Consider the following 23,773-nt stretch of genomic DNA (forward strand, 5'->3'; position numbering starts at 1 on the left):
AGAGCGAAATACACATGACGGACGCCGCAATCACACTGACACCCGCCGAAAAAAAGGCCCTCAAAGCCCAAGCCCATGGGCTTGACCCCGTGGTGATGATCGGCGACAAAGGCCTGACCACCAACGTCATCAAGGAAATCGACATGAACCTGTCGGCCCATGCCCTGATCAAGGTGCGCGTGGCTGGAGACGACCGGGAAGCCCGGCTGGAGTATGCGCAAGCCATTTGCGCCAACACCGGCGCAGCGCTGGTTCAACACATTGGAAAGCTCTTGGTATTGTACCGCCCACTATCCGCCGAGAAACAGGCCGAGAAAGCGAAATCGGCTCCGCGAAAGCCCAAGCCTCCTCGCCTCACCAAGCGTCAGCACAACGCCAAAGATTAAGCGGTTTCAGTGTTGCCCGTGGTGGTTGCTTTCACACCATAGCGGTCAAGGCCCCACAGCAACACGGCGATCATTTTCACAGAGTACAGCACGCTGGACACCGCGTGCATGTTGCCAAAGCTGGCCTTGAGTAGGGCCAGTTCATCACCGGAGGCGTTGCCCATTGCATCCCGCATATGGGCCATGTGGGGGTGCATCCACGCCAACTCGACCACGCCAACGGCCAACACCAGCAACGCCAAGGCATTGCCTTTGAGGCCAGCAGCCACGGCGCCAGCGGTGTTGGACAGTGCCAGCAACACCAGGCTGGCCGCCACACTGAAAACACTCAGCATGTAAAACAGACGCCCGGCCACCAAGCCAGCTTCTGGCCTTGGAAGCCACTTGAACAGGCCTGGGGCCACGACAATGGCCATGAACCACAAGGCACCGAGCCAAATGGCCCAAATGGCCAGTTCTGCACTCCGAAAACCTTTCCAGCCCATGGTGTTGCTTCCTTTAGATGTAACGGACTTCCAGCACTTCGTATTCACGCACGCCACCCGGTGCCTGCACGGCAGCGATGTCGCCCTCGTATTTCCCAATCAATGCGCGGGCAATTGGACTCGAGATGGAAATCAGGTTGGACTTGATGTCAGCCTCATCATCACCCACGATTTGGTACTCCACCTGCGAACCAGCCTCGAGGTCCTCTAGCTTCACGGTTGCGCCAAACACCACCCGGCCCTCGGCATCCAGATTGGATGGATCGATAATTTGCGCATTGCTCAGCTTGCCTTCAATTTCCTTGATACGGCCTTCGATAAATCCCTGTTTTTCCTTGGCTGCGTCGTATTCAGCATTCTCAGACAGGTCGCCCTGTGCACGTGCCTCGGCGATGGCATTGATCACGGATGGACGTTCGATGGTTTTCAGGCGATGAAGTTCCGCTTTCAGTTTTTCAGCGCCCTTCACGGTAATGGGTACGGTACTCATGCTTTCAATTCCCAACAAATGGAAAGCCGCCTCTGACTGAAAAGCCAGGGACGGCTTGGTGTTTTAAAGACTGCAGCTTAGGCGGACAATTCCGCGTGCAGGCTCTGGACGCTGTAGACGTCCATTTTGTTCAAATGCTTCATGCCTTCCACTGCAGCCAAGGCACCCGCCATGGTGGTGAACACCGTGACGCGTGAAGTCAGGGATGTGGTGCGGATGTAGCGGCTGTCATTGATGGCGCTGCGACGCTCTTCAACGGTGTTGACCACCAGTTGAACTTCGCCGTTTTTCAGCATGTCCACAATGTTCGGACGACCTTCCAGCACCTTGTTGACCACGGTGCATTCCACCCCGCCTTCACTGATGGCTGCAGCCGTACCCCGCGTGGCGATGATTTTGAAACCCAAATCAGCCAAACCTTTGGCAAGCTTCACTGCACGCTGTTTGTCTTCGTGCTTCACGCTGATGAAGGCGGTACCGCCGTCCGGTAATTTTACCGACGCAGCCAACTGGGACTTCACAAACGCCTCGCCAAAGCTGCGGCCCACACCCATCACCTCCCCGGTGGACTTCATTTCCGGCCCCAGAATGGTGTCCACGCCCGGGAATTTCACAAACGGGAACACGGCTTCCTTCACCGAAAAATATTTCGGTACCGGAATATCGCTAACCCCCTGATTGGCGAAGGTGCGGCCAGACATGCAGCGCGCGGCAATCTTGGCCAGCTGCATGCCAGTGGCTTTGGATACATAAGGAACGGTGCGGGATGCACGCGGGTTGACTTCCAGCACAAACACGCGATCGTTCTGGATGGCGAACTGCACGTTCATCAAACCCACCACATTCAACGCCTTGGCCATCAGCACAGACTGGCGCTTGAGCTCATCCACCATGGCAGCCGACAGGCTGTACGGTGGCAAGCAGCAGGCCGAATCACCGGAGTGAACGCCCGCCTGCTCGATGTGTTCCATCACACCGCCAATCAGCACGTTTTCGCCATCGCACAGCGCGTCCACATCCACTTCGATGGCATCGTTCAGGAAACGGTCAAGCAGCACTGGGCTGTCGTTGCTCACCTTCACGGCCTCGCGCATGTAGCGCTCCAGGTCTTTCTGCTCGTGCACAATTTCCATGGCACGACCGCCCAGTACATAGCTGGGGCGCACCACCAACGGGTAACCAATGTCTTGTGCATGGGCAATCGCCTCTGCCTCAGTGCGTGCAGTGCGGTTGGGCGGCTGCAGCAGGTTCAGCTTGGACAACAGCTTCTGGAAGCGCTCGCGGTCTTCTGCAATATCAATGCTTTCCGGACTGGTCCCAATAATGGGCACGCCGTTGGCTTCTAGCGCTTTGGCCAGCTTCAGGGGGGTTTGACCACCGTACTGCACAATCACGCCGACCGGTTTTTCCAATTGAACAATTTCCAGTACGTCTTCCAGCGTCAGCGGTTCAAAGTACAGACGGTCGGATGTATCGTAGTCGGTGGACACGGTTTCAGGGTTGCAGTTAACCATGATGGTCTCGAAACCGTCTTCACGCAAAGCCATGGCGGCATGCACACAGCAGTAGTCAAACTCAATGCCTTGACCAATGCGGTTTGGACCACCGCCCAGCACCATGATCTTTTTCTGGTTGGTTGGCTCAGCCTCGCACTCCTCTTCATAGGTGGAGTACATGTAAGCCGTGCCGGTTTTGAATTCGGCCGCGCAGGTATCCACCCGCTTGTAGACCGGGCGCACACCATGTTGATGACGCAGCTTGCGGATTTCAGCCTCAGACGTATCGAGCAAGTAGGCCAAACGACGGTCTGAGAAACCCTTGCGCTTCAAGAAGCGCAGCACGGGCTCGGTGAGGTCAGCCAGTGTTTTGGTTTCCAGTTCCAATTCAATGTCGACGATGTCCTTGATTTGCACCAAGAACCAAGGGTCGATATGGGTCAGCGCATGCACCTGCTCCAAGGTGAAGCCTTGGGCAAATGCATCGCCCACATAGAAGATGCGTTCAGGGCCAGGCTCACCCAACTCGCGCTCAATCACTTCACGGTCGGTTGTTTTCTGGTTCAGTCCATCCACGCCGGTTTCCAAGCCACGCAACGCTTTCTGGAAACTTTCCTGGAAGGTGCGGCCCATGGCCATCACTTCACCCACCGATTTCATCTGGGTGGTGAGGCGGTTGTCGGCGGTGGGGAATTTCTCAAACGCAAAACGCGGAATTTTCGTGACCACATAGTCGATGGAAGGCTCAAACGATGCAGGGGTGAGGCCACCTGTAATATCGTTCTTGAGTTCATCCAGCGTGTAGCCCACGGACAGCTTGGCGGCCACCTTGGCAATTGGGAAACCGGTGGCCTTCGAAGCCAGTGCTGATGAACGCGACACGCGCGGATTCATCTCGATCACGATCATCCGGCCATTGGCGGGATTGATCGAGAACTGCACGTTGGAGCCGCCGGTGTCCACACCAATCTCGCGCAAAATGGCGATCGATGCATTGCGCATGATCTGGTATTCGCGGTCAGTCAGGGTTTGAGCAGGCGCCACGGTGATGGAGTCACCGGTGTGAATACCCATCGGATCCAGGTTTTCAATGGAGCAAATGATGATGCAGTTGTCGGCGCGGTCGCGCACCACTTCCATCTCATATTCTTTCCAGCCGATCAGGCTTTCTTCAATCAGCAATTCCTTGGTGGGGGAAGCTTCCAGACCGCGCTTGCAGATGGTCTCAAACTCTTCAGCGTTATAGGCAATGCCACCACCGGTACCACCCAGTGTGAAGCTGGGGCGGATGATCACAGGGAAACCATTGCTGCCCACTTCAGCTGCAATTTTGCGCTGAATGTCCAGCGCCTCTTCCATGGAATGGGCCACACCCGATTTGGCAGAATCCAGGCCAATTTTCGTCATGGCGTTCTTGAATTTCAGGCGGTCTTCGGCCTTTTCAATGGCCTCTTCCTTGGCACCGATGAGCTCGACATTGTATTTGGCCAGCACGCCATGCTTGGCAAGATCCAATGCGCAGTTCAGAGCGGTTTGGCCGCCCATGGTGGGCAGCACAGCGTCGGGGCGCTCCTTTTCGATAATTCGCTCGACCACCTGCCAGGTGATCGGTTCGATGTACGTGACATCGGCCATTTCCGGGTCGGTCATGATGGTGGCGGGGTTGCTGTTGACCAACACTACCTTGTAACCCTCTTCGCGCAGGGCTTTGCAAGCCTGTGCGCCGGAATAGTCGAATTCACAGGCCTGGCCGATCACGATGGGGCCGGCGCCGATGATGAGGATTGTTTTTAGATCGTTACGCTTGGGCATAACTCGCCTTTTGGGTCAGATATTCGATTTCAAAAAATTCATTCAACGTAAGCCACTGATTGCCTTACTGCTTGCAGGCCCTGATGTCCGCAATGAAGCGGTCAAACAGCTCAGCCAAGTCGTGCGGGCCAGGGCTGGCTTCCGGGTGCCCCTGAAAGCAGAATGCTGCGCGGTCTGTGCGCTCCAAACCCTGAATGGAACCATCGAACAGCGACACGTGCGTGACCCGCAAATTGGCGGGCAGTGATTCAGGATCCACCGCAAAACCATGGTTTTGGCTGGTGATGAACACACGCTTGCTAGACAGTTCCTGGACAGGATGATTGGCCCCGTGATGGCCGAACTTCATCTTCAGTGTTTTGGCGCCGCTGGCCAAGGCCATGAGCTGGTGCCCCAAACAGATGCCGAACACGGGTAGCTTGGTCTGCTCAAGCACATGTTTGATGGCAGCGATGGCGTAGTCGCAGGGCTCGGGGTCGCCAGGGCCGTTGGACAGGAACACGCCATCGGGATTAAGCGCCAGAACCTTGTCGATGGCTGTTTGGGCAGGCACCACGGTGACTCGGCAGCCGCGCTGGGCCAACATGCGCAAAATATTGCGCTTGGCACCAAAGTCGTAAGCCACCACATGGTAGGGGCGATCGCCCTGCTGGAAGTGGGGCACTTCAGCAGCTTCACCCAGCGTCCATTCACCTTCGGTCCATTCATGGATTTCGGTGCAACTCACCACCTTGGCCAGGTCCATGCCAGCCAAACCAGGGAAACCGCGGGCCAGCTCAACCGCACGCTCGGCACTGAAGGTTTCGCCTGAACCTTCGGTCATCAAACAACCATTTTGAGCGCCCTTTTCACGCAGAATGCGGGTGAGCTTTCGGGTGTCGATGCCGGCAATACCGGGCACACCGTGCTGCTTGAGATAATCACCCAGCGGCTGGCTAGAACGGAAATTGGAGACCAGCATGGGCAGGTCTTTGATCACCAAGCCCGACAGGCACAACTGACCAGACTCTTCATCCTGCGCGTTGGTCCCGACGTTGCCGATGTGGGGGTAAGTGAGGGTGACAATTTGGCGGCAATAGGACGGGTCAGTGGCGATTTCCTGATAGCCGGTGAGGGATGTGTTGAACACCACTTCGCCCACTTGTGTGGTGGGGGCTCCGAAAGAAATCCCTTCGAACACGGTGCCATCGGCGAGCGCAAGCAATGCGCGCGCTTGATCCGATCTTGCGCTTGCGGCTAATTTCGACAAGGGAAACTCCAATAGATGCGACAAAACCCGGGGGGTTGATGCACCACCCGCGCAGGCCTTTGCCTAAGAATCATTCAGCTAACCGAGCATTATACCGGAGTTGGGCCTTGCAGGCCAGATGAGCATGGCGGGAATGATCGAGGAAAAGCACCAATTCTTTGTGGTGCCAGTAGCCCGGTTTCGCTGATTGCCCCCAGCAACACCGGCAGCCCGTGCCTTTTAACCCCCCGGCAACACCGGGGGCTGTTCGCGCGTCGATGCGTTTTGGGCCTGTGCGGTCCGCCTCCCCTGCAGCGACAGTCAGGGCCATTGGCCCGAGCGTGCCAAACAGGCGCGGTGGGCCAAGCTCAAAGAGCTGGCCCAGAGGTCGATCCTGACTCGCTGCTTGGAGGGACGACCTCAGCGGTCGTGCGGCTCAGCGAGGGAAACACCAATGGACCGTCGCAAAGGGGTGTGACCGTGCAGGGACGTAGCAAGTATCGACCAAGGGTCGGGTTACTACGCTAAGCATCACAAGACCGCCGACCGCTCAACCCCAAACTCGCGCAACAACACTTTCTCCAGAAATTCCGCCACCACACGGGACTTCAACGGTACTTGCCCGGAAGGCCCCGGCGGAAAAACGATGTAGATCGGCAATCCGCCCTGCTGTGGATCGTCACAATGCCAATCCGACAAAATTTCCACCACCGCCCCGTTGCCCACAGCCTGCCGCACCATCCATGGCGCGCTACGCCCAACCCCCAAGCCTGCAGCAATCGCGTTAACCACCATCATGGGGCTGGAGCAGGTGAGCCAGGAATTGACTTTGTGCTTTTGGCTAACGCCACCCGCTTTCGGCCAGAACTCCCACTCCTTGACATCTCCCCGTTGAGCAAAGGCGATGCATTGATGGCTGATCAAATCCTTGGGCGTTTTGGGGGCGCCATGCTCAGCCAGATACGCGGGTGAGGCATACAGGCGGCGCCAGATGGTCGACACCCGACGCGCTCTCAGACTGGAATCAGCGAGATGACCAAATCGAAGCGCCAAATCGATGCCCTCCTCTACCATCTGGGCATTCCGGTTGGACAAATCGATTTGCAGATGGACGTCTGGATATTGGTTGTGAAACTCACCCAAGCAATTGGCCAAAATATGTTCCCCCACAACCACCGGAACGCTCAGTCGAACCAGCCCCTTGGGCGTTCCACTTCGCAATTCCAGCAAGGCATCTCGCACGGTCTGTTGGTGTTCCAGCAATTCCCGGGCGTATCGGAGATAGGTGCTACCTGCTTCGGTGATTCGAAGATTGCGGGTGGTTCGGTTCAGCAGGCGGACCCCCAGATGCGACTCCAGTTGGGCGATGGCCCGGCTGACACTGGAGGGGTTCTCGCCCCGCAACTTCGCCGCTGCGGCAAAACTGCCGGTGTTCATGACCTGAACAAAAGCTTCAGCGGCATGAAGTTCGTTGAAATTATTGCTCATCGCGCAAGAGTCTCGTTCGAATCGGCTGGTTTATCAAATGCACTGACATTAATACCATGGCATCACACCGTCTCACAAGGAGTGTGAATCATGAACGAATGGCCCGAACAATACCCCGGCCTGGACGTACCCCCCCGCCATCTGAAGCGTTGGGAAGACCATGCCAAAACCTTGATCATCGTGTGCATTAGCCTCGGCTTTGCGGGACTGCTGCTTGGCCATGGCGACCTTGCCCACGCCAGTAACCAGACAATCGCTGGCTGGACCAGCCTACAGGGCTGGTTTACCGATGGCTGGAATGGCGCCTACGATGCCGGGGCGAGCGGCGCATTCTGATCGCATGATCAATTGCATCGCAGGAATGATTTGTGCCAAGGGACAAGGTACAGTGGCGTCATACTGTTTGACTCCACTGGCCCATCCATCCAAGCAACGGCATGATTCTTGTCCTCATCAATGGCAAAGCCAAATTTGCCAACCATTACGGTCCTGAGCGGCTCAAACAGGATGTTCAACACATTTTGGGACAACAGGGCACAGCCGCCCTGACCCAAAGCCTGGAAGAACTCGAGCAGACCTTGCAACAGCATGCCCCGGAGGGAATTTCTGCCATCGTTCCCTTTGGTGGTGACGGAACGGTGTCGGTGGCGCTGACCACCGCACTGCGAGTGTACGGCGCCGACCAATTGCCCCGGATACTGGCCATCAAGGCCGGCACCATGAATGAAATTGCCACCGAAATTGGCACCTTGAGCCGCAACCCACTTCACGACATTGCTGCCATGGCCCGCCTCATCAAATCTGGCGAGCCGATTCCAACCACACACCGTTACCCAATGTCCATCAATGGCGAACGCCTGGGTTTCGCATTCGGTTTTGGTGCATCGTCACGGTTTCTGGAGCGCTATTACGCTGCAGGCGCTGGTGTCTTGGTGGCGCTGCGCATGGTGGCAGGGTATGTGGGCTCAGCCCTCATCATGGGCGGCACCATCCGGAACCTGTTCAAACCCGTGGTTGGTCGCTTGGTTCACTCCCAAGGTTCGGCTCCGATTGCCTGGACTTTCTGCCTGGCACTGACGGTTCGAAAACTGCCCTTTGGTGTGCTGCTGTCGACCAGTGGTGGTGAGAATGCGAGACCAGTGATGTGCGTGGTGGCCGGTGCACCCAAATTGATTCGGCTGGCCCTGTGCCTGCCGCTGATCTGGATTGGTCGCCTGCCCAAGTGGATTGGACTGACCCGAGCGGAATACGCCAACATCCGGGTTGAACTGGAAGAACCCATGGCGTGGCACATTGACGGGGATGTGTGCACGCCCAGTCAGGCGATTGAGATTGTGACAGGGCCCAAGGTGCACTTTGTTGAACTGAAACGCGCCCTGAAACCCATGGACCTGCATGAACAATAAAAAAAGCCGCCACACCCACAAGGATGGCGGCTTTTTGAACACCCGGCCTGCACAAACAAAACCGGGGGCTTCAGTACTGCATGATCAATGAATGACCATGTGCGTGAACGGTGGCACATACGCCTGCAGGGTCACGAAGATACCGACCAAGCTGGCCAACGCAATCGAATGGAAGAACACGTAGCGCAGAATGTCGCCCTCGTGGTTATACCAACCGGTCGCAGTGGATGCCACGACGATGGACTGGGCGTCGATCATCTTGCCCATCACACCACCGGAACTGTTGGCCGCGCCCATGAGGTTGGCTGACAAGCCCAGTTGCTCGGCGGCCACTTTTTGCATGCCACCAAACAACACGTTGGAGGCTGTGTCAGAACCGGTCAGCGCCACACCCAGCCAGCCCATCAAGGTGCCGAAGAAGGGATAGAACACACCGGTGGCCGCGAAGGCCAGGCCCAATGTGGTGTCCAGGCCGGAATAGCGTGTGAGGGTACCCAAGGCCAGCATCAACACGATGGTCAGCAGAGAGTAACGCACCTTCCAGAAAGTTTGTCCGTAGTTCTTCAGCAGCGAGGGAACACCGTAACCCATCACCAAACCACCCACAATGGCGGACAGCAAAATGCCAGAGCCTGTGGCGGACAGCAGGTTGAATGTGTACTCGGCGGCTTCGGCTGTGGGCTTGGGTACAACCGGTGGCATTTTCTCAATCAGTTTGTGCAAGCCTTCAATGGCGAACTTGGGTGCAAACAGATCGTTGAAGAATTTTTTGGTGGATGGCAGACCCCAAATAAATACAAACACAGTCAGGATGACCCAGGGAGTCCAGGCCTTCACCACGGTGGCGCGGTCGTGCTGGGCGGGTGCTGTTGCCGGCTTGGCTTCACCACCATCTTCCACATGGTTTTTCAGGGAAGTTGTTGTCCAGGTTTTGGCAGGCTTCCACACGCGCAGGAAGAGTACCAAGCAAGTCATGGACACCAGCGCTGCAATCACGTCCACCAACTCAGGACCCATGAAGTTGGACACCAGGAACTGCGGAATGGCGAAGGACACACCGGTCACCAGAATGGCGGGCCAGATTTCCTTCATGCCGCGCCAGCCGGCGAAGGCCCAGATCAACCAGAATGGAACCAGCACCGAGAAGAAAGGCAGCTGACGGCCCACCATGGCCGACACTTCCGCCAGGTCGTAACCATGCACCTTCGCCAAGGTAATCACTGGGGTACCCAGCGCGCCATAAGCCACTGGGGCTGTGTTGGCAATCAAGGACAAACCTGAAGCAGCCAATGGCGAAAAGCCCAAGCCAATCAGAATGGCGGCCGTGACGGCCACAGGGGTACCAAAGCCGGCTGCACCTTCAAAGAATGCGCCAAATGCAAAGGCGATCAACAGCAGTTGCAAACGACGGTCATCGGTAATTCCGGCGATGGAATCCTGCAGCACTTTGAAGCTGCCGTTTTTCTCGGTCAACTGGTGCAGGAAAATGATGTTCAACACAATCCAGCCGATGGGCAGCAGACCGGTCAAACCGCCCAGGAAAGCAGCCTTGGTCGCCATTTCAGCAGGCATGCTGTAGACAAAAATTGCAATCACCAACGCGCTCAGCAAACCAGCGCCAGCGGCGATGTGTGCTTTTAGATGCAGGAATCCAAGACCGACAAGCATGACCACCACGGGCACAGCGGCCAGCAGTGTCGAGATGAGCATGTTGCCGAGCGGATCATATGTTTGTTGCCAGACCATTCGGAATCTCCGTTGTTGTAATAAGGATGTCGCCCATGCATTCAAAAAACCAACCACGCCGGATTGAATGCACGTGCGTTTTCCGTCAACCCTTGTGACAGATGCCGGCACTTTAATGAAACAGTGTGGGTAAACCCATTCGGTCTAACCCGCTTGGTACTAACCCGAAGCTCGTTAACCCTGAAATAAAAAAAGCCGACCCGAAGGTCGGCTTTCTCGTAGCGCACCGGCGAATCAGAAATTGGCCACAGCCATTTCAGTGACCGATGCAAAACCACCCACCACGCTATCGCGCTGACCGGGTACTTTGGACAGCACATGGTCTGCAAAGAAGCGGGCCGTCAGCACTTTGTCGCTGTAGAAGGAGTCAGTTTCACCCGACTTGATTTTGCCTTCTGCAGCCAACAGTGCACGGGCCATTTGCCAACCAGCGACCGCAGTACCTGCCAGCATCAGATAGGGCACCGAGCCTGCAAACACCGCATTGGGGTTGGTCTTCATGTTGTTGACAACAAAGTCGACGGTGTCGAGGAATGCAGCACGTGCTGCATCCAGGCGTGCAGCCACCGCTTTGGCGTGCACGGAACCGGATTCATTCAATTGACCCACGGTGCGAGCCATTTCGGCGGCCAGGGCTTTGGCAACCGCACCACCATCACGGGCGGTTTTACGGCCCACCAAGTCATTGGCCTGAATGGCGGTGGTGCCTTCATAAATGGTCAGAATTTTGGCATCACGATAGTACTGGGCAGCGCCGGTTTCTTCAATGAAGCCCATACCGCCATGCACCTGAACACCGGTGGAGGCCACTTCAATGCTCATCTCGGTGGACCAGCCTTTAACCAGCGGAACCAGGAACTCATACACAGCCTGGTTTTGCTGACGTGCAGCGGCATCGGGGTGGTTGTGGGCTGCATCGTATGCAGCACCGGCCACGCAGGCCATGGCACGCGCGGCTTCCACCTGCGAACGCATGCTCATCAACATGCGCTTCACATCGGGGTGGTGGATGATGGCCACAGCCTCGTTGGCAGAGCCATCCACCGGGCGGGACTGCACGCGGTCTTTGGCGTACTGCACAGCCTTTTGGTAGGCCCGTTCGGCAACGCCGATGCCCTGCACACCCACCTGGAAGCGGGCCGCGTTCATCATCACGAACATGTACTGCAAACCCTTGTTTTCCTCGCCGATGAGATAACCCACTGCACCCTCACCCACGTCGCCTTTGTTGTCGCCATACAGCAGCACAGCGGTTGGCGAGGCTTTGATGCCCAGCTTGTGTTCAATGGATGCGCAGAACACGTCGTTGCGTTTGCCCAGGGAGCCATCGTCATTGACCATGAACTTGGGCACGATGAAGAGACTAATACCCTTCACGCCTTCCGGTGCATCCGGGGTGCGGGCCAGCACCAGGTGCACAATGTTCTCGGCCATGTCGTGTTCACCGTAGGTGATATAAATTTTCTGGCCAAAAATTCGGTAAGTGCCATCGCCCTGCGGTACCGCTTTGGTACGCACCAACGCCAAGTCCGAACCCGCCTGTGGCTCGGTCAGATTCATGGTACCGGTCCATTCGCCAGAAATCATTTTGGGAATGTAGGTTTCTTTTTGTTCCTGGCTACCAGCCACGAGCAAAGCTTCGATCGCACCATCGGTCAACAGGGGGCACAGCGCAAAGCTGAGGTTGGACCCGTTCACCATTTCCATGCAGGGTGTGGCCACCACTTTGGGCAGGCCCTGACCGCCGAACTCGGTGGGGTGCTGCAGGCCTTGCCAGCCAGCCTCGGTAAACTGCTTGAATGCGTCTTTGAACCCTGTGGCGGTTTTCACCACGCCGTTGTTCCAGGTGGCAGCCTCCACGTCGCCGGTCCAGTTCAGTGGTGCAACCACTTCACTGGTGAATTTGGCGTTTTCATTCAACACTGCCTCGACGGTTTCCTCGGTGGCATCTTCACAACCGGGCAACTGGGACACTTGGTCCAGACCGGCCAATTCTTTCAAGACAAACATCATGTCTTTGACTGGGGCGTTGTATGTCATTTCTCGTCTCCAAAAACTGCCTGTTCTTCATGTGAAATCAGGCTCAACACGTGAGCCTGATTTTGTCTACTTCGGTACAACCGCGATGCCTTACAGCTTGGCCACAATCTGGGGAACAACCTCAAACAGGTCGCCCACCAAGCCGTAGTCGGCCACGCCAAAAATGGGGGCTTCCGGGTCTTTGTTCACGGCCACAATCACCTTGCTGTCTTTCATGCCGGCCAAGTGCTGAATGGCACCGGAAATACCCACCGCAACATACAACTGGGGTGCAACGATTTTGCCGGTTTGGCCAACCTGCCAATCGTTGGGCGCGTAGCCTGCATCCACCGCTGCGCGGGATGCACCAATGGCAGCACCCAGCTTGTCAGCCAACGGGTTGAGGATGGAAAAGTTTTCGGCGGAGCCAATGCCACGACCGCCCGACACGATGGTGCCAGCAGCGGTCAGTTCGGGACGGTCGCTCTTGGCCAGCTCACGGCTGACGAATGCGGATTTGCCAGAGTCACCCGCAGCAGCCAGGTTTTCAACAGCGGCAGATCCGCCTGTTGCAGCCACAGGGTCAAATGCAGTGGTGCGAACCGTGATCACCTTTACAGCGTCGGACGATTGCACGGTTGCGATCACGTTGCCCGCATAGATGGGGCGCTGGAATGTGTCGGCGCTTTCTACCCCGATGATATCGGACAACTGCGCAACGTCCAGCTTGGCGGCCACACGGGGCATCACGTTTTTACCCACGCTGGTGGAAGGCGCCAGAATGTGGCTGTAAGCACCGGCAATGGCCAGAATTTGGGAAGCCAGGTTTTCGGCCAACTGGTCGCCCAGCGCGTCGGAATCGGCCACCAGCACTTTGGCCACGCCAGCTGCAGCAGCGGCTTGGCTGGCCGCGCCAGAGACGCCCTTGCCAGCCACCAACACATGCACATCACCCCCAATTTTTTGGGCGGCAGCGATGGTGTTCAGCGTGGCGGGCTTGATGGTTTGATTGTCGTGTTCAGCAATAACGAGTACGGACATGTTGTTCTCCTGAATCCCTGATGTCTTAGATCACTTTGGCTTCGTTCTTCAGCTTGTCGATCAGTGTGTCGACATCGGGCACGGTAATGCCAGCTGAGCGGGAAGGAGGATCGCTGACTTTCAGCATTTTGATGCGGGGTGACACATCCACGCCGAGGTCCTCGGGCTTGATGGTGTCGATCGGCTTTTTCTTGGCCTTCATGATGTTGGGCAGTGTGACGTAGCGCGGCTCGTTCAAGCGCAGGTCAGTTGTGACCACCGCGGGCAGGTTCAGGCTCACGGTTTCCAGGCCACCATCTACCTCACGGGTTACCAATGCTTTGCCACCCTCAACCACCACTTTGGAGGCGAATGTGCCTTGGGGCATGTCAGCCAAGGCAGCCAGCATCTGGCCAGTCTGGTTGCAATCGTCGTCAATCGCTTGCTTACCCATGATGACCAGGTTGGCCCCTTCTTTCTCAACCAGGGCCTTCAAAATTTTGGCCACGGCCAAGGGCTGCAGTTCAGCATCGGTTTCCACCAGAATGCCACGGTCGGCACCAATGGCCAGCGCCGTGCGCAGGGTTTCCTGACACTGGGCTACACCGCAGGACACGGCGATGATTTCGGTTGCAACACCAGCCTCTTTCAGGCGTGTGGCTTCTTCCACGGCGATTTCATCAAAGGGGTTCATTGACATTTTTACGTTGGCAATGTCCACACCCGTGCCGTCGCTTTTGCAGCGCACTTTGACGTTGTAATCCACCACGCGTTTGACTGGTACCAGGATCTTCATGCAAGCCATCCCTAATTTGATTGGACAATAATGAAATTCAAGCACACGTATCGTACTTTGAAAAAACGCACGATCGTTCGATTTTCAGTAGAGTGTACACTCCAGACGGGGATCTGTCGAGTCAAAACCAAGTAGAAACCCTGCTTTTCTAGGACATCAACGCTTCCAGGTGCGCATGCACAGAATCGGCCAAAGCCGTCAGTTCATAGCCACCTTCCAGGGTGCTAACCAAGCGGCCGTCACAATATTCCTCAGCCACCCGTTTGAGAAAATGGGTCAGCCAACCATAGTCTGCGGTGGTCAATTGCAAGTCGGCCAGTGGGTCGCCTTCGTGGGCATCAAAACCGGCCGACACCAACACCAGCTGGGGCTTGAAACGATCAATCGCATCCAGCCAGTGGGTTTCAATGGCCGCTTTGACCTCGTCGCGCCCGGCACCGGGCGGCACCGGGCAATTTACCATGTTGGCGGCGCCATCCAACCCGCCAGTAAACGGGTACAAGGGCGACTGAAATGTGCTGCACATCAACACACCCGGATGGCCAGCAAACACGTTCTCCGTGCCGTTGCCGTGGTGGACATCAAAGTCAACAATCAACACCCGTTGTAAACGGTAAGCCGCCATGGCGTGCCGAGCCGCAATGGCCACGTTGTTAAACACACAGAAGCCCATGGCCTGATCCCGACAGGCATGGTGCCCCGGTGGACGCACGGCACAAAAAGCATTGCCGACCGCATGCGACATCACCAAATCCACCGCATGCACACAGGCACCCGCCGCACGTCGGGCTGCGTCCAGGGTGAATTCAGACAACGTGGTGTCTCCATCAATATCCACGGGCCGCCGCAGCGGGAAGCGACTGCGAATGCTTTCCACATAGGCCTCCGTGTGCACCGCGTTGATGGCTGGCCAATTTGCCATGGGTGCCTCACAGTGCACCAGCCTGGGCCAGAGCTCCGAGGCTTGGAGGCGTTGCTGAATGGCCTTGAGGCGAGCACCGCTTTCGGGGTGACCCGCACCCGGGTTGTGAAGTACACAATCGTTGTGAGAAATGTAGGCGGTGGTCATCTGTGCTCCCGGGGCAGTTTGCTGGAGTGCGGTATAGTGGGTGTGCAAGGGTTTGCGCCGTGTACTTCACCCTGGGTGAGCGCAGACCAAACCGAGTGACTAACCCCCCCGAATATTCCCCCTGACATGCCTGCTCCTTCTATTGCCACGTCCCGTTGGGCCAATGTATTGATTGTACTCACCGCGTTCGCCAGTTCTCAAGCCGCTGTTGCGCAAGCGGTCAATAAGGCCGCTGATAACTCCAACCAAGCCGAGCAAGCCAGTGCTCCGAATGCTGAGGACAAAGCGCGGCAATGGGCTTCGCAATTGGAAATCAGTCAGGGAATTCCTGCGTCATACACACTGAAAGTGCTCAGTGAAGCCAGGTACCAGCCCAAGGTGGTGGAAGCCGTCAAGCCGCCGAAAACTCCCACGGTGCGGAATTGGGACACCTATCGAGGCCGCTTTGTAGAGCCCATCCGAATCCGAAAGGGCGTGAAATTCTGGCTGGACCATGAGGAGGCCCTCAAGCAAGCAGAGACTCAGTACGGTGTACCTCAGGAAGTGATTGTGGCCATCATCGGCGTGGAAACCATCTATGGTGAGCACACCGGTAATTTCCGGGTGCTGGACGCTTTGAGCACGTTGGGCTTTGCTTACCCCCAAGGTCAAAAAGACCGTTCAGCGTTCTTCCAAGATGAGCTGGGGGCGTTTTTTGTGCTGTGCCAAAAAATGAAACTGGACCCGCTGGAGGTGAAGGGATCGTATGCGGGCGCCGTAGGCCTGGGACAATTCATGCCAAGCTCATGGCTGAATTTTGCTGTAGACGGCAATGGCGACGGTGGGATTGACCTGTTTCACAGTCGGCAAGACGCCATCTTCAGCGTGGCCAATTTTTTGAACGTGCATGGCTGGCAGCCAGGCAAAGCCGGACGCGTGCTGATTGAAACGCCCAAGACGCCCAATCTGACTGAATTGCTGGCACCCGACATCCTCCCGACTTTCACCACAAAAACCCTGACAGACAAAGGGCTGATATTAAAAACGCCGACCCAGGCGGATGAGTTGCTGGCCGTGGTGGAACTGGCACGGGGCGACGATCCCCCTGCCTATGTGGTGGGTGGACAAAACTTTTACGCGGTTACCCGCTACAACCGCAGCGCGTTTTACGCCAATGCCGTGTTGGAATTGGCCGAGGCGCTGGCCCTGCGCAAAAAACTCACGCCGGGAATACGCCAGTCGACAGGTAACGATCGCCCCGATCGCACACAATAAATACGATGGTGGCGTTTTCCACCTCCTGTGCGATCTTGAGTGCAATGTGCGCAGCGCCCGCGGCTGAAATGCCACAAAAAATGCCTTCTTCAGCAGCCAAACGGCGGGCCATGTGCTCGGCCTCGGCCTGGGTAACCTGCACCACCCGGTCTACACCTTCTGGTTTGAAAATTTTTGGCAGGTATTCCTGGGGCCATTTGCGAATGCCTGGAATTTGAGACCCCTCACTGGGTTCGGCCCCAATGATTTGAATGGCCGGGTTTTGGGACTTTAGATAGCGCGAAACCCCCATGATGGAGCCTGTGGTGCCCATGGCACTCACAAAATGGGTGACTTGTCCCGCGGTGTCCCGCCAAATTTCAGGCCCGGTGGTCTCGAAGTGTGCAAGCGGATTGTCCTCATTGGCAAACTGGTCAAGGATGACGCCTTTGCCCTGGTCCCGCATCTGCTCGGCCAAATCACGGGCGTATTCCATTCCGCCCTGCTGTGGCGTCAAAATAATGTCAGCACCAAAGGCCCGCATGGTTTGTCGGCGCTCAATGCTCAAATGCTCGGGCATGATGAGCACCATTTTGTAGCCACGCAATGCCGCAGCCATGGCCAACGCAATTCCGGTGTTCCCGGAAGTGGCTTCAATCAGCGTATCACCAGGTTTGATGTCGCCCCGCGCTTCGGCATGGCGAATCATGGAGATGGCTGGACGGTCTTTCACCGAACCGGCCGGGTTGTTGCCCTCCAGCTTGCCCAGAATGATATTGCCCCGGTCTGCGTTGGCCTGACCGGGAATACGCTGTAATTGCACCAAAGGCGTGTTGCCAATGGTGTCTTCGATGGTGAGGTATTTCAAAGCCGGATCACTTCTTCAACGATGATCTGACCATTTTACTTCGGATGGAGCACCCCATCGCGCAACAAAGGGCGATGTGGGATCCATTGCGGCAAGAGCGACGCCAGGATCATGGTCATGGCGCTGCACACCAACCCCAACAACTGGGGAGGCCAAACATCCGATGGCATGACATGAACGCTGAACTGCCACACGGCAATGCCCACCACGATGGATGCCACAGCCCCTTGGGTGGTCGCCCTTTTCCAGTACAACCCAAAGGCCAACGGTACGAAAGCCGCCACCAGCGTGACCTGATAAGCCGCTTCCACCATTTCAAAAATAGAGGACTCGGTATTGAAAGCGAAAGCCAGCACCATGCAGGTAAATACCAGCACCGACACCCGCATCACCTTCAGCAAATGCGCATCGTCCAGGTGCGGAAAAATCACCTTGTAGATGTTTTCCGAGAACGACACGGCGGGCGCCAGCAAGGTTGCGCTGGCGGTGCTCATGATGGCGGAAATCAGCGCGCCAAAAAACACCACCTGCGCAAAAATCGGGGTGTAATTCAGAATGAAGGTGGGCAACACCATCTGCGAGTCTTGTTCAATCAAGGGGCCGAACACTTCGGGTTTGATGAGCGTGGCACCGTAAGCCAAAAACACGGGGATGAACGCAAAGCAGAAATACAGGCTGCCACCGAGTACTGCACCTCGGGTGGCTGTTTTCTCATCCTTGGCTGAAGTGATGCGCTGAAACACATCTTGCTGGGGAATAGAACCCAGCATCATGGTGACAAAAGCCCCAATAAACGGTACCCACAGGGCGTAGCTGAACTCCTCGGGAAAGAAGCGCAGCTTGCCGGCGGCTTCGGCATGGTTGACCACCACGGCGACACCGCCGGTCATGTCAGCCACCAACCAGCCCACATACAACAGCCCACCGCCGATGACGGTCATCTGAATGAAGTCCATCACAGCCACCGACAACATGCCGCCAAACAGGGTGTAGGTCAGCACCACCACGGTGCCAATGATCATGCCCCATTGCTGGGTAATGGCACCATCGGAGAGCACTTTGAAAATAAGCCCCAAAGCACTGATTTGGGCGGCCACCCAGCCCAGGTAGGAAACGATGATGCAGGCACTGCAGAACATTTCAACAAAATGGTTGTAACGCACCCGGTAATAGTCACCGATGGTCATCAACTTGAGGCGATACAGCTTGGGGGCAAAAAACAAACCGGCCAAAATCAGGCACAGCGAAGCGCCAAAAGGGTCGGCCACAATGCCGTGCAAGCCTTCTTTCACGAAAGTGGACGAAATGCCCAACACGGTTTCGGAACCAAACCAGGTGGCAAACACCGTGGCGGTGACCACAGGCAAGGTGAGGTGACGCCCGGCAACCGCGTAGTCTGCCGTGGTGTTGACGTTGCGGGCCACATACAAGCCCACGATAACGGAAAGCAACAGATAGCCGATAACCGATGCCAGCAACATGAGAACGCCCACCCCAAGACAGAAATGATTGCGGATTATAGGCAAGAAACATGCGCATGGGCTGCCTTGCCCAGCACATTGGTTGCCCAACTCTAAATGCGCCCGATGGGCCCCCAATGGAACATCAGCATGGGCCACAACAATTCAAGCGCAACCACCCCAAACAACACCGCCAGACTCAACACCATCCAGAACAATACCTTGTTCAAACGCTTTTGTTGCTTCACCAACTGTTCAATTTGGTGGTCTACCCGACCGTTGGACTGCGTGAGAGACTGGTGCAACAACCGCGGCAACGCCGGCAAAATCTGCGACCATTGTGCAGCCTCCCATTGCAATGAGGATTGAAAACCCTTAAAGCCAATCTGCTGATGCATCCAGTTTTCGAGATATGGTTTGGCGGTTTTCCATAGGTCAAGGTCGGGGTCCAGTTGACGACCCAACCCTTCCACATTCAGCAGTGTTTTTTGTAGCAACACCAGTTGGGGCTGAATTTCCACATTGAAACGGCGCGAAGTCTGGAACAGGCGCATCAGCACGTTGCCCAGGGAAATTTCTTTCAGGGGTTTGTCAAAGTACGGTTCAATGCAAGCCCGGATGGCTGACTCCAATTCATCAATGCGTGTGGCCTTGGGCACCCAGCCGGACTGCACGTGCAGCTCCGCCACGCGCTTGTAATCTTGCCGGAAAAAGGCGAGAAAGTTTTGGGCCAGGTATTGCTTGTCGACATCGTTGAGTGTGCCCACAATGCCGAAGTCCAAGGCGATGTAACGGCCGAAATCGTCACCGGAATCGCCCACATAGATATTGCCCGGGTGCATGTCCGCGTGAAAAAAACCATCGCGAAACACTTGGGTGAAGAAAATTTCCACGCCATCCCGGGACAACTTTTTCAGGTCAATGCCCCGCTCGCGAAGGCGATCAATTTGTGAAATGGGAATTCCCCGCATGCGCTCCATGGTGATCACCGTGCTGCAGCAGTAATCCCAATACATCTCGGGTACCCGCAACAAATGACCACTGCCCGATGAGGATGAAAAGTTGCGCCGCAACTGTGAGGCGTTGGCCGCTTCTCGCATCAGGTCCAATTCATCATGCAGGTATTTGTCAAACTCCTTCACCACTTCCCGCGGCTTCAGGCGTTTTCCGTCTGCCGAAATCCTCTCCAGCACATTGGCTGCCGTTCGCATCAAGGCCAGGTCTTTGTCGATGACCGTCATCATGCCAGGCCGCAGCACTTTAACAGCCACTGCCTGGCCAGCCCTGGGGCCTGACTTGATCACAGCAAAATGCACCTGGGCAATCGATGCACTAGCGATCGGCTGGTCCTGAAATTCGACAAACATGTCCTCGATGCGACGCCCCAGGCTTTGTTCAATAAGCTGGCGTGATTGCTCAAAACCAAAAGGGGGAACCTGATCTTGCAACTTGGCCAATTCGTCGGCCACATCAGCCGGTAGCAAATCCCGGCGGGTGGACAGCAATTGCCCAAACTTGACAAACAGTGGCCCCAAATCCTCCAGGGCTCGGCGCATGCGCTCGCCACGTGGTGCATCCATGGCGGTTTTGGAGGAAATCAGGTTCAGAAGGATTTTTGCAAAACGGTTGTTGATTGAATCCGCCGCCAGCAAAAACAAACCATAACGACGGGCAACCAGCACAATTCGCGCCAGACGACGTAACTTCATGGCTTGGAATCCGTCGCTGTATCCAGTTTTGAAATGCGCTTTTCAAGGCGGGCCAGTTCATCGCGAAGTCGGCTTACGTCGCTGCGGAATGCGTCAAATTCGGAGGGAGTTGGTGCAATCGCTTTCTCGTGCACCACGTATTCTTTCAAACTGCTCTTGAAGCGGTTGAATACATCACGGCCATTGGTGCCCAGTGCGGCAAGGCTATTCATGATCCAAACCGCTTGGGCATCACCAACCACACGTGCCAGGTCGCGCTCAGGGTCCCAGGACAAATCATTGATCACGCCAGAGACCACTTGTGCAAAATCCATGTCACCGGAAATACTGGCTTTGCGGGCCATGCCACCAGGATTGCCAACGGAGTTCACCAGATCGGCCCACTGCAAACGAATCTCGGTGTCGAACGGCGCTTGAACACCTTGAGCCGGGGTGGTGGTTTGAAAGTGGCCTTGATCGTTGATGCGAAACACCAGTTGAACAGGCTGGATTGAAATCATCAAAACCTTGCCCGCTTCACGTTGAAGTTTGGACTTGCTGCTGCGTTGTTGTTCCAGCAAATGATTCAGAACCAGCGTGACCGACTTGGCAACGGATGCCGACAACACGACCGACGGCATGCTCGCCAATTGACCCAGACCTGGCAACGCAGCCAGCCCCTTCAGGGGCGATGCGGCCAGCAGCCGGTTGGCAAACTGTAGAAATGGCGGAGGTTGCAGGGCCACAGGAATTCCAGACAAGCGGAGGTCGAAAACTGCTTGAGTGTACCCCAGCCGCGAGGCCCTGCCAGAGCCGGGGTGCCGAATTTTCAGAGATTGTGGATACCGGCCAACAACCAGCCACCGCCAGACATGGGTCGTGTCAGTACCCACACCTCATCGACCTGCTCGGCAGCCGCACCAGCAGACTCCCGAAGCATGGCCGAGTAGGCCACCGTGGCAATTTGCTCGTCCACGTCCACTTCAAAGCCAATCAGTTCGGCCTGAAGCGTCACCACATCGGTTTTATTCACCGCGATGCCGCGCTCCTCAACCTGTGCGCGCAAGTGGTTCATGACGTCGTCGGTGCAATACTCGCGAAGCCCCTGAAGATCGCCCTGATCAAAAAGGCCTTGCATGGTGGTGAAAAACTTCTTGGCGCTTTGGATGAATGCGGCTTCATCAAAACCAGCCGGCAGCGTTTTGACCAAGCCTTGCTCTGGCGTTGGTAATGCTGCAGGTGCATCGAATGCTGCGCGCGGGTTGCCAAACTGCCCATCCATGGCCGTGGGCTGTTGAACCGGGGCACGGTAGGTGTTGGTTTGCTGGCCAGCGGACGAATAGGCCGGGCTGGGCTGCTGGGTGGTTTGGCCACGCATCAGACTGAACAACTTGCGCACCAGAAATACCGCCAACAACACCATGAGCGCCGTGCCAAGGAATTGCGCCATGCCCTCGCCAAAACCCAGGTGGCTAAACAGCGCAGCCAGACCCAAACCGGCCGCAAACCCCATCAATGGGCCCAAAAACCGGTTGCGCTGAGGTTGTGCAGCCGTGGGCGCTGTGGGTGCTGGTGCCGGGGCGGCCCGAGTGGGTGCCGTGGGTGAGGCGGTGGGCGAGCCAGCAGGGTTGCTGGGGCTGGCCTGCCGGCTGTAGGACGGTGCTGTTTTGCCAAAGCTGCTGCCTCCCCCCATACGCTTGGCTTCGGCTTCCATGGGCAGCATGGCCAAGGAAAACAGCATCACGGTTAGCAGGCTGAGGGCGCGATTCAGAAAGGAAACATTCATTACAGTGTGGCTCACAATGTTGGCTCAAGGTCCGTGGGTTAACAAGCCTTCAGACCGACTCAGGCGAACTTGGTTCCCAAATGAAGGGCAACAACGCCGAACGTAAAGTTGGTGTATTTGACATGGTCAAAACCACTGTCCAGCATGATTTGCTTGAGCGTTTCCTGATCCGGATGCATGCGAATGCTCTCGGCCAGGTATTGGTAACTCTTGCTGTCATTGGCAATCGCTTGCCCCAGGCGCGGCAACACCTGAAATGAGTACAAGTCGTAAGCAGGCGCCAGGGCAGGATTGACCTTGGAAAACTCCAGCACCATGACCTTGCCACCGGGCTTGACCACGCGGCGCATTTCGGACAATGCCACGTCCTTGTGGGTCATGTTGCGCAATCCAAATGCCACAGTGACCACATCAAAATAGTTGTCGGGAAACGGCAACTTTTCCGCATCGCACAGTGCCATGCGGGGCAGATAACCCTGGTCTATCATCCGATCCCGACCCACCCGCAGCATGCTCTCATTGATGTCGGTCAGCCAAACTTCCCCGCGTGGCCCCACCTTGTCCAGAAAGGCTTTGCTCAAGTCGCCTGTGCCGCCAGCGATATCCAGCACCTTCATGCCGGGGCGCACACCCGCCTCGCGAATGGTACTGGCCTTCCAGAGCCGATGCATACCGCCGGACATCAAGTCGTTCATGATGTCGTATTTGGCGGCCACGGAATCAAACACCTCAGCCACTTTGCGGGCTTTGAGGTCTTCGGGTACTTTTTCGAAACCGAAATCAGTGATTTTGTCGTTCATGATCTTAGTGGCTGGCGCAAGCCCCGCCTTTTTTCTGCTGAAGCGGAATATTTTCGGGCGCATTCGGGTCGCGGCTTCCGCCTGCAGCCTTCAGACGTTCCAGGTAGTCATTCCACAGGCCATCCTGGTTTTCGCCCAGCCACAGCAGGTATTCCCACGAGAACAAACCGGAATCATGGCCATCTGAAAAAATCGGTTTTACAGCGTACATGCCCACAGGCTCTAATGCGCTGATGGTGACTTCGCCCTTTCCAACCTGCAGGGTTTCCTGACCCGGACCATGTCCGCGCACCTCGGCGGATGGGGAATACACCCGCATTAACTCAAAAGGCAACTTGAACAGGGCACCCGTGTCAAACTCCACCTCCAAGAGGCGGGATTGCTGATGAACCACAATGCGGGTCGGAATGGGATTGTTGCTGGTTTCCATGGTCGGGATACTGCAGGTTGGCGTCAAACCGACAGTGTAACGCACTCCGCCCTGCTTTCCCCAACGG

General features: G+C 56.4%; 21 protein-coding genes. 4 read left to right on the top strand and 17 right to left on the bottom strand.

The window, feature by feature from the left end:
* Positions 1-14 precede the first annotated feature (14 nt).
* A complete protein-coding gene (gene yhbY, locus NQT62_RS00295) occupies positions 15-386 on the top strand; it encodes a ribosome assembly RNA-binding protein YhbY (protein WP_370569111.1) in 372 nt (123 codons plus the stop codon).
* On the opposite strand, the gene NQT62_RS00300 is transcribed toward yhbY, so the two are convergent.
* The 5 genes from NQT62_RS00300 to NQT62_RS00320 all read right to left on the bottom strand — a co-directional run bounded on the left by NQT62_RS00300 (position 383) and on the right by NQT62_RS00320 (position 7,385).
* Positions 383-871: a DUF4149 domain-containing protein gene (locus NQT62_RS00300; protein ID WP_256762522.1), complete on the bottom strand. Its 489-nt coding sequence runs from the start codon at positions 869-871 to the stop codon at positions 383-385. The genes yhbY and NQT62_RS00300 overlap by 4 nt on opposite strands.
* A 13-nt stretch (positions 872-884) precedes the next feature.
* On the bottom strand, positions 885-1,361 hold the full coding sequence (gene greA, locus NQT62_RS00305; protein WP_256762523.1) for a transcription elongation factor GreA: 477 nt from the start codon (positions 1,359-1,361) through the stop codon (positions 885-887).
* A 77-nt stretch (positions 1,362-1,438) separates the two neighbouring features.
* A complete protein-coding gene (gene carB, locus NQT62_RS00310) occupies positions 1,439-4,669 on the bottom strand; it encodes a carbamoyl-phosphate synthase large subunit (RefSeq protein WP_256762525.1) in 3,231 nt (1,076 codons plus the stop codon).
* Between the two features lie 64 nt (positions 4,670-4,733).
* The gene (carA, locus tag NQT62_RS00315) at positions 4,734-5,918 is read right to left on the bottom strand and encodes a glutamine-hydrolyzing carbamoyl-phosphate synthase small subunit (protein ID WP_256762526.1); all 1,185 of its coding nucleotides are present in this window, start codon (positions 5,916-5,918) and stop codon (positions 4,734-4,736) included.
* 510 nt (positions 5,919-6,428) lie between these two features.
* Entirely contained in the window at positions 6,429-7,385 is a 957-nt protein-coding gene (locus tag NQT62_RS00320; RefSeq protein ID WP_256762527.1) for a LysR family transcriptional regulator, read from the bottom strand.
* A 90-nt stretch (positions 7,386-7,475) separates the two neighbouring features.
* Between NQT62_RS00320 and NQT62_RS00325 the strand changes: the two genes are divergently transcribed.
* The gene (locus NQT62_RS00325) at positions 7,476-7,721 is read left to right on the top strand and encodes a hypothetical protein (RefSeq protein WP_256762529.1); all 246 of its coding nucleotides are present in this window, start codon (positions 7,476-7,478) and stop codon (positions 7,719-7,721) included.
* A gap of 101 nt (positions 7,722-7,822) precedes the next feature.
* Positions 7,823-8,791, top strand: coding sequence for a diacylglycerol/lipid kinase family protein (locus tag NQT62_RS00330; protein ID WP_256762530.1), 969 nt, complete (start codon positions 7,823-7,825; stop codon positions 8,789-8,791).
* Between the two features lie 84 nt (positions 8,792-8,875).
* Here NQT62_RS00330 and NQT62_RS00335 read toward each other — a convergent pair whose 3' ends face one another.
* The 5 genes from NQT62_RS00335 to NQT62_RS00355 form a co-directional block, all read right to left on the bottom strand.
* Positions 8,876-10,537, bottom strand: a complete 1,662-nt coding sequence (locus NQT62_RS00335; protein WP_256762531.1) for an L-lactate permease — start codon at positions 10,535-10,537, stop codon at positions 8,876-8,878.
* 234 nt (positions 10,538-10,771) lie between these two features.
* A complete protein-coding gene (locus NQT62_RS00340) occupies positions 10,772-12,577 on the bottom strand; it encodes an acyl-CoA dehydrogenase (protein WP_256762533.1) in 1,806 nt (601 codons plus the stop codon).
* Positions 12,578-12,667: 90 nt separating this feature from the next.
* Positions 12,668-13,597: an electron transfer flavoprotein subunit alpha/FixB family protein gene (locus NQT62_RS00345; RefSeq protein WP_256762534.1), complete on the bottom strand. Its 930-nt coding sequence runs from the start codon at positions 13,595-13,597 to the stop codon at positions 12,668-12,670.
* A gap of 25 nt (positions 13,598-13,622) precedes the next feature.
* A complete protein-coding gene (locus tag NQT62_RS00350) occupies positions 13,623-14,372 on the bottom strand; it encodes an electron transfer flavoprotein subunit beta/FixA family protein (RefSeq protein WP_256762535.1) in 750 nt (249 codons plus the stop codon).
* Between the two features lie 148 nt (positions 14,373-14,520).
* Positions 14,521-15,441 (bottom strand): histone deacetylase family protein, encoded by a 921-nt coding sequence (locus tag NQT62_RS00355; protein WP_256762536.1) that lies wholly within the window; start codon positions 15,439-15,441, stop codon positions 14,521-14,523.
* A 126-nt stretch (positions 15,442-15,567) separates the two neighbouring features.
* On the opposite strand from NQT62_RS00355, the gene mltB reads away from it, so the two are divergent.
* Positions 15,568-16,695 carry a lytic murein transglycosylase B gene (gene mltB, locus NQT62_RS00360; protein WP_256762537.1) on the top strand — a complete coding sequence of 376 codons (1,128 nt, stop codon included), beginning with the start codon at positions 15,568-15,570 and terminating at the stop codon, positions 16,693-16,695.
* On the opposite strand, the gene cysM is transcribed toward mltB, so the two are convergent.
* The 7 genes from cysM to NQT62_RS00395 all read right to left on the bottom strand — a co-directional run bounded on the left by cysM (position 16,640) and on the right by NQT62_RS00395 (position 23,706).
* Complete coding sequence (cysM, locus tag NQT62_RS00365; RefSeq protein ID WP_256762538.1) at positions 16,640-17,542, bottom strand: cysteine synthase CysM; 903 nt, start codon at positions 17,540-17,542, stop codon at positions 16,640-16,642. The genes mltB and cysM overlap by 56 nt on opposite strands.
* Positions 17,543-17,577: 35 nt before the next feature.
* The gene (locus NQT62_RS00370) at positions 17,578-19,023 is read right to left on the bottom strand and encodes a high affinity choline transporter 1 (RefSeq protein WP_256762539.1); all 1,446 of its coding nucleotides are present in this window, start codon (positions 19,021-19,023) and stop codon (positions 17,578-17,580) included.
* 92 nt (positions 19,024-19,115) lie between these two features.
* A complete protein-coding gene (ubiB, locus tag NQT62_RS00375) occupies positions 19,116-20,711 on the bottom strand; it encodes a ubiquinone biosynthesis regulatory protein kinase UbiB (protein ID WP_256762540.1) in 1,596 nt (531 codons plus the stop codon).
* Positions 20,708-21,436 (bottom strand): ubiquinone biosynthesis accessory factor UbiJ, encoded by a 729-nt coding sequence (locus NQT62_RS00380; RefSeq protein ID WP_256762541.1) that lies wholly within the window; start codon positions 21,434-21,436, stop codon positions 20,708-20,710. Before NQT62_RS00380 ends, ubiB begins: the two co-directional genes overlap by 4 nt.
* An 83-nt stretch (positions 21,437-21,519) precedes the next feature.
* Positions 21,520-22,476 (bottom strand): Tim44 domain-containing protein, encoded by a 957-nt coding sequence (locus tag NQT62_RS00385; RefSeq protein WP_256762542.1) that lies wholly within the window; start codon positions 22,474-22,476, stop codon positions 21,520-21,522.
* A 59-nt stretch (positions 22,477-22,535) separates the two neighbouring features.
* Positions 22,536-23,276: a bifunctional demethylmenaquinone methyltransferase/2-methoxy-6-polyprenyl-1,4-benzoquinol methylase UbiE gene (gene ubiE / locus NQT62_RS00390; protein ID WP_256762543.1), complete on the bottom strand. Its 741-nt coding sequence runs from the start codon at positions 23,274-23,276 to the stop codon at positions 22,536-22,538.
* Between the two features lie 4 nt (positions 23,277-23,280).
* Positions 23,281-23,706 carry a gamma-butyrobetaine hydroxylase family protein gene (locus NQT62_RS00395; RefSeq protein ID WP_256762544.1) on the bottom strand — a complete coding sequence of 142 codons (426 nt, stop codon included), beginning with the start codon at positions 23,704-23,706 and terminating at the stop codon, positions 23,281-23,283.
* Positions 23,707-23,773 lie beyond the last annotated feature (67 nt).

The sequence above is a fragment of the Limnobacter humi genome (genome assembly GCF_024518835.1).
Lineage (GTDB): Bacteria > Pseudomonadota > Gammaproteobacteria > Burkholderiales > Burkholderiaceae_B > Limnobacter > Limnobacter humi.

Bases quoted from the DNA above. Each gene is read 5' to 3' on its own strand.
- yhbY (WP_370569111.1), top strand. From the start codon at position 15: ATGACGGACGCCGCAATCACACTGACACCCGCCGAAAAAAAGGCCCTC.
- NQT62_RS00300 (WP_256762522.1), bottom strand. From the start codon at position 871: ATGGGCTGGAAAGGTTTTCGGAGTGCAGAACTGGCCATTTGGGCCATT.
- greA (WP_256762523.1), bottom strand. From the start codon at position 1,361: ATGAGTACCGTACCCATTACCGTGAAGGGCGCTGAAAAACTGAAAGCG.
- carB (WP_256762525.1), bottom strand. From the start codon at position 4,669: ATGCCCAAGCGTAACGATCTAAAAACAATCCTCATCATCGGCGCCGGC.
- NQT62_RS00320 (WP_256762527.1), bottom strand. From the start codon at position 7,385: ATGAGCAATAATTTCAACGAACTTCATGCCGCTGAAGCTTTTGTTCAG.
- NQT62_RS00325 (WP_256762529.1), top strand. From the start codon at position 7,476: ATGAACGAATGGCCCGAACAATACCCCGGCCTGGACGTACCCCCCCGC.
- NQT62_RS00330 (WP_256762530.1), top strand. From the start codon at position 7,823: ATGATTCTTGTCCTCATCAATGGCAAAGCCAAATTTGCCAACCATTAC.
- NQT62_RS00335 (WP_256762531.1), bottom strand. From the start codon at position 10,537: ATGGTCTGGCAACAAACATATGATCCGCTCGGCAACATGCTCATCTCG.
- NQT62_RS00340 (WP_256762533.1), bottom strand. From the start codon at position 12,577: ATGACATACAACGCCCCAGTCAAAGACATGATGTTTGTCTTGAAAGAA.
- NQT62_RS00345 (WP_256762534.1), bottom strand. From the start codon at position 13,597: ATGTCCGTACTCGTTATTGCTGAACACGACAATCAAACCATCAAGCCC.
- NQT62_RS00350 (WP_256762535.1), bottom strand. From the start codon at position 14,372: ATGAAGATCCTGGTACCAGTCAAACGCGTGGTGGATTACAACGTCAAA.
- NQT62_RS00355 (WP_256762536.1), bottom strand. From the start codon at position 15,441: ATGACCACCGCCTACATTTCTCACAACGATTGTGTACTTCACAACCCG.
- mltB (WP_256762537.1), top strand. From the start codon at position 15,568: ATGCCTGCTCCTTCTATTGCCACGTCCCGTTGGGCCAATGTATTGATT.
- NQT62_RS00370 (WP_256762539.1), bottom strand. From the start codon at position 19,023: ATGTTGCTGGCATCGGTTATCGGCTATCTGTTGCTTTCCGTTATCGTG.
- ubiB (WP_256762540.1), bottom strand. From the start codon at position 20,711: ATGAAGTTACGTCGTCTGGCGCGAATTGTGCTGGTTGCCCGTCGTTAT.
- NQT62_RS00385 (WP_256762542.1), bottom strand. From the start codon at position 22,476: ATGAATGTTTCCTTTCTGAATCGCGCCCTCAGCCTGCTAACCGTGATG.
- ubiE (WP_256762543.1), bottom strand. From the start codon at position 23,276: ATGAACGACAAAATCACTGATTTCGGTTTCGAAAAAGTACCCGAAGAC.
- NQT62_RS00395 (WP_256762544.1), bottom strand. From the start codon at position 23,706: ATGGAAACCAGCAACAATCCCATTCCGACCCGCATTGTGGTTCATCAG.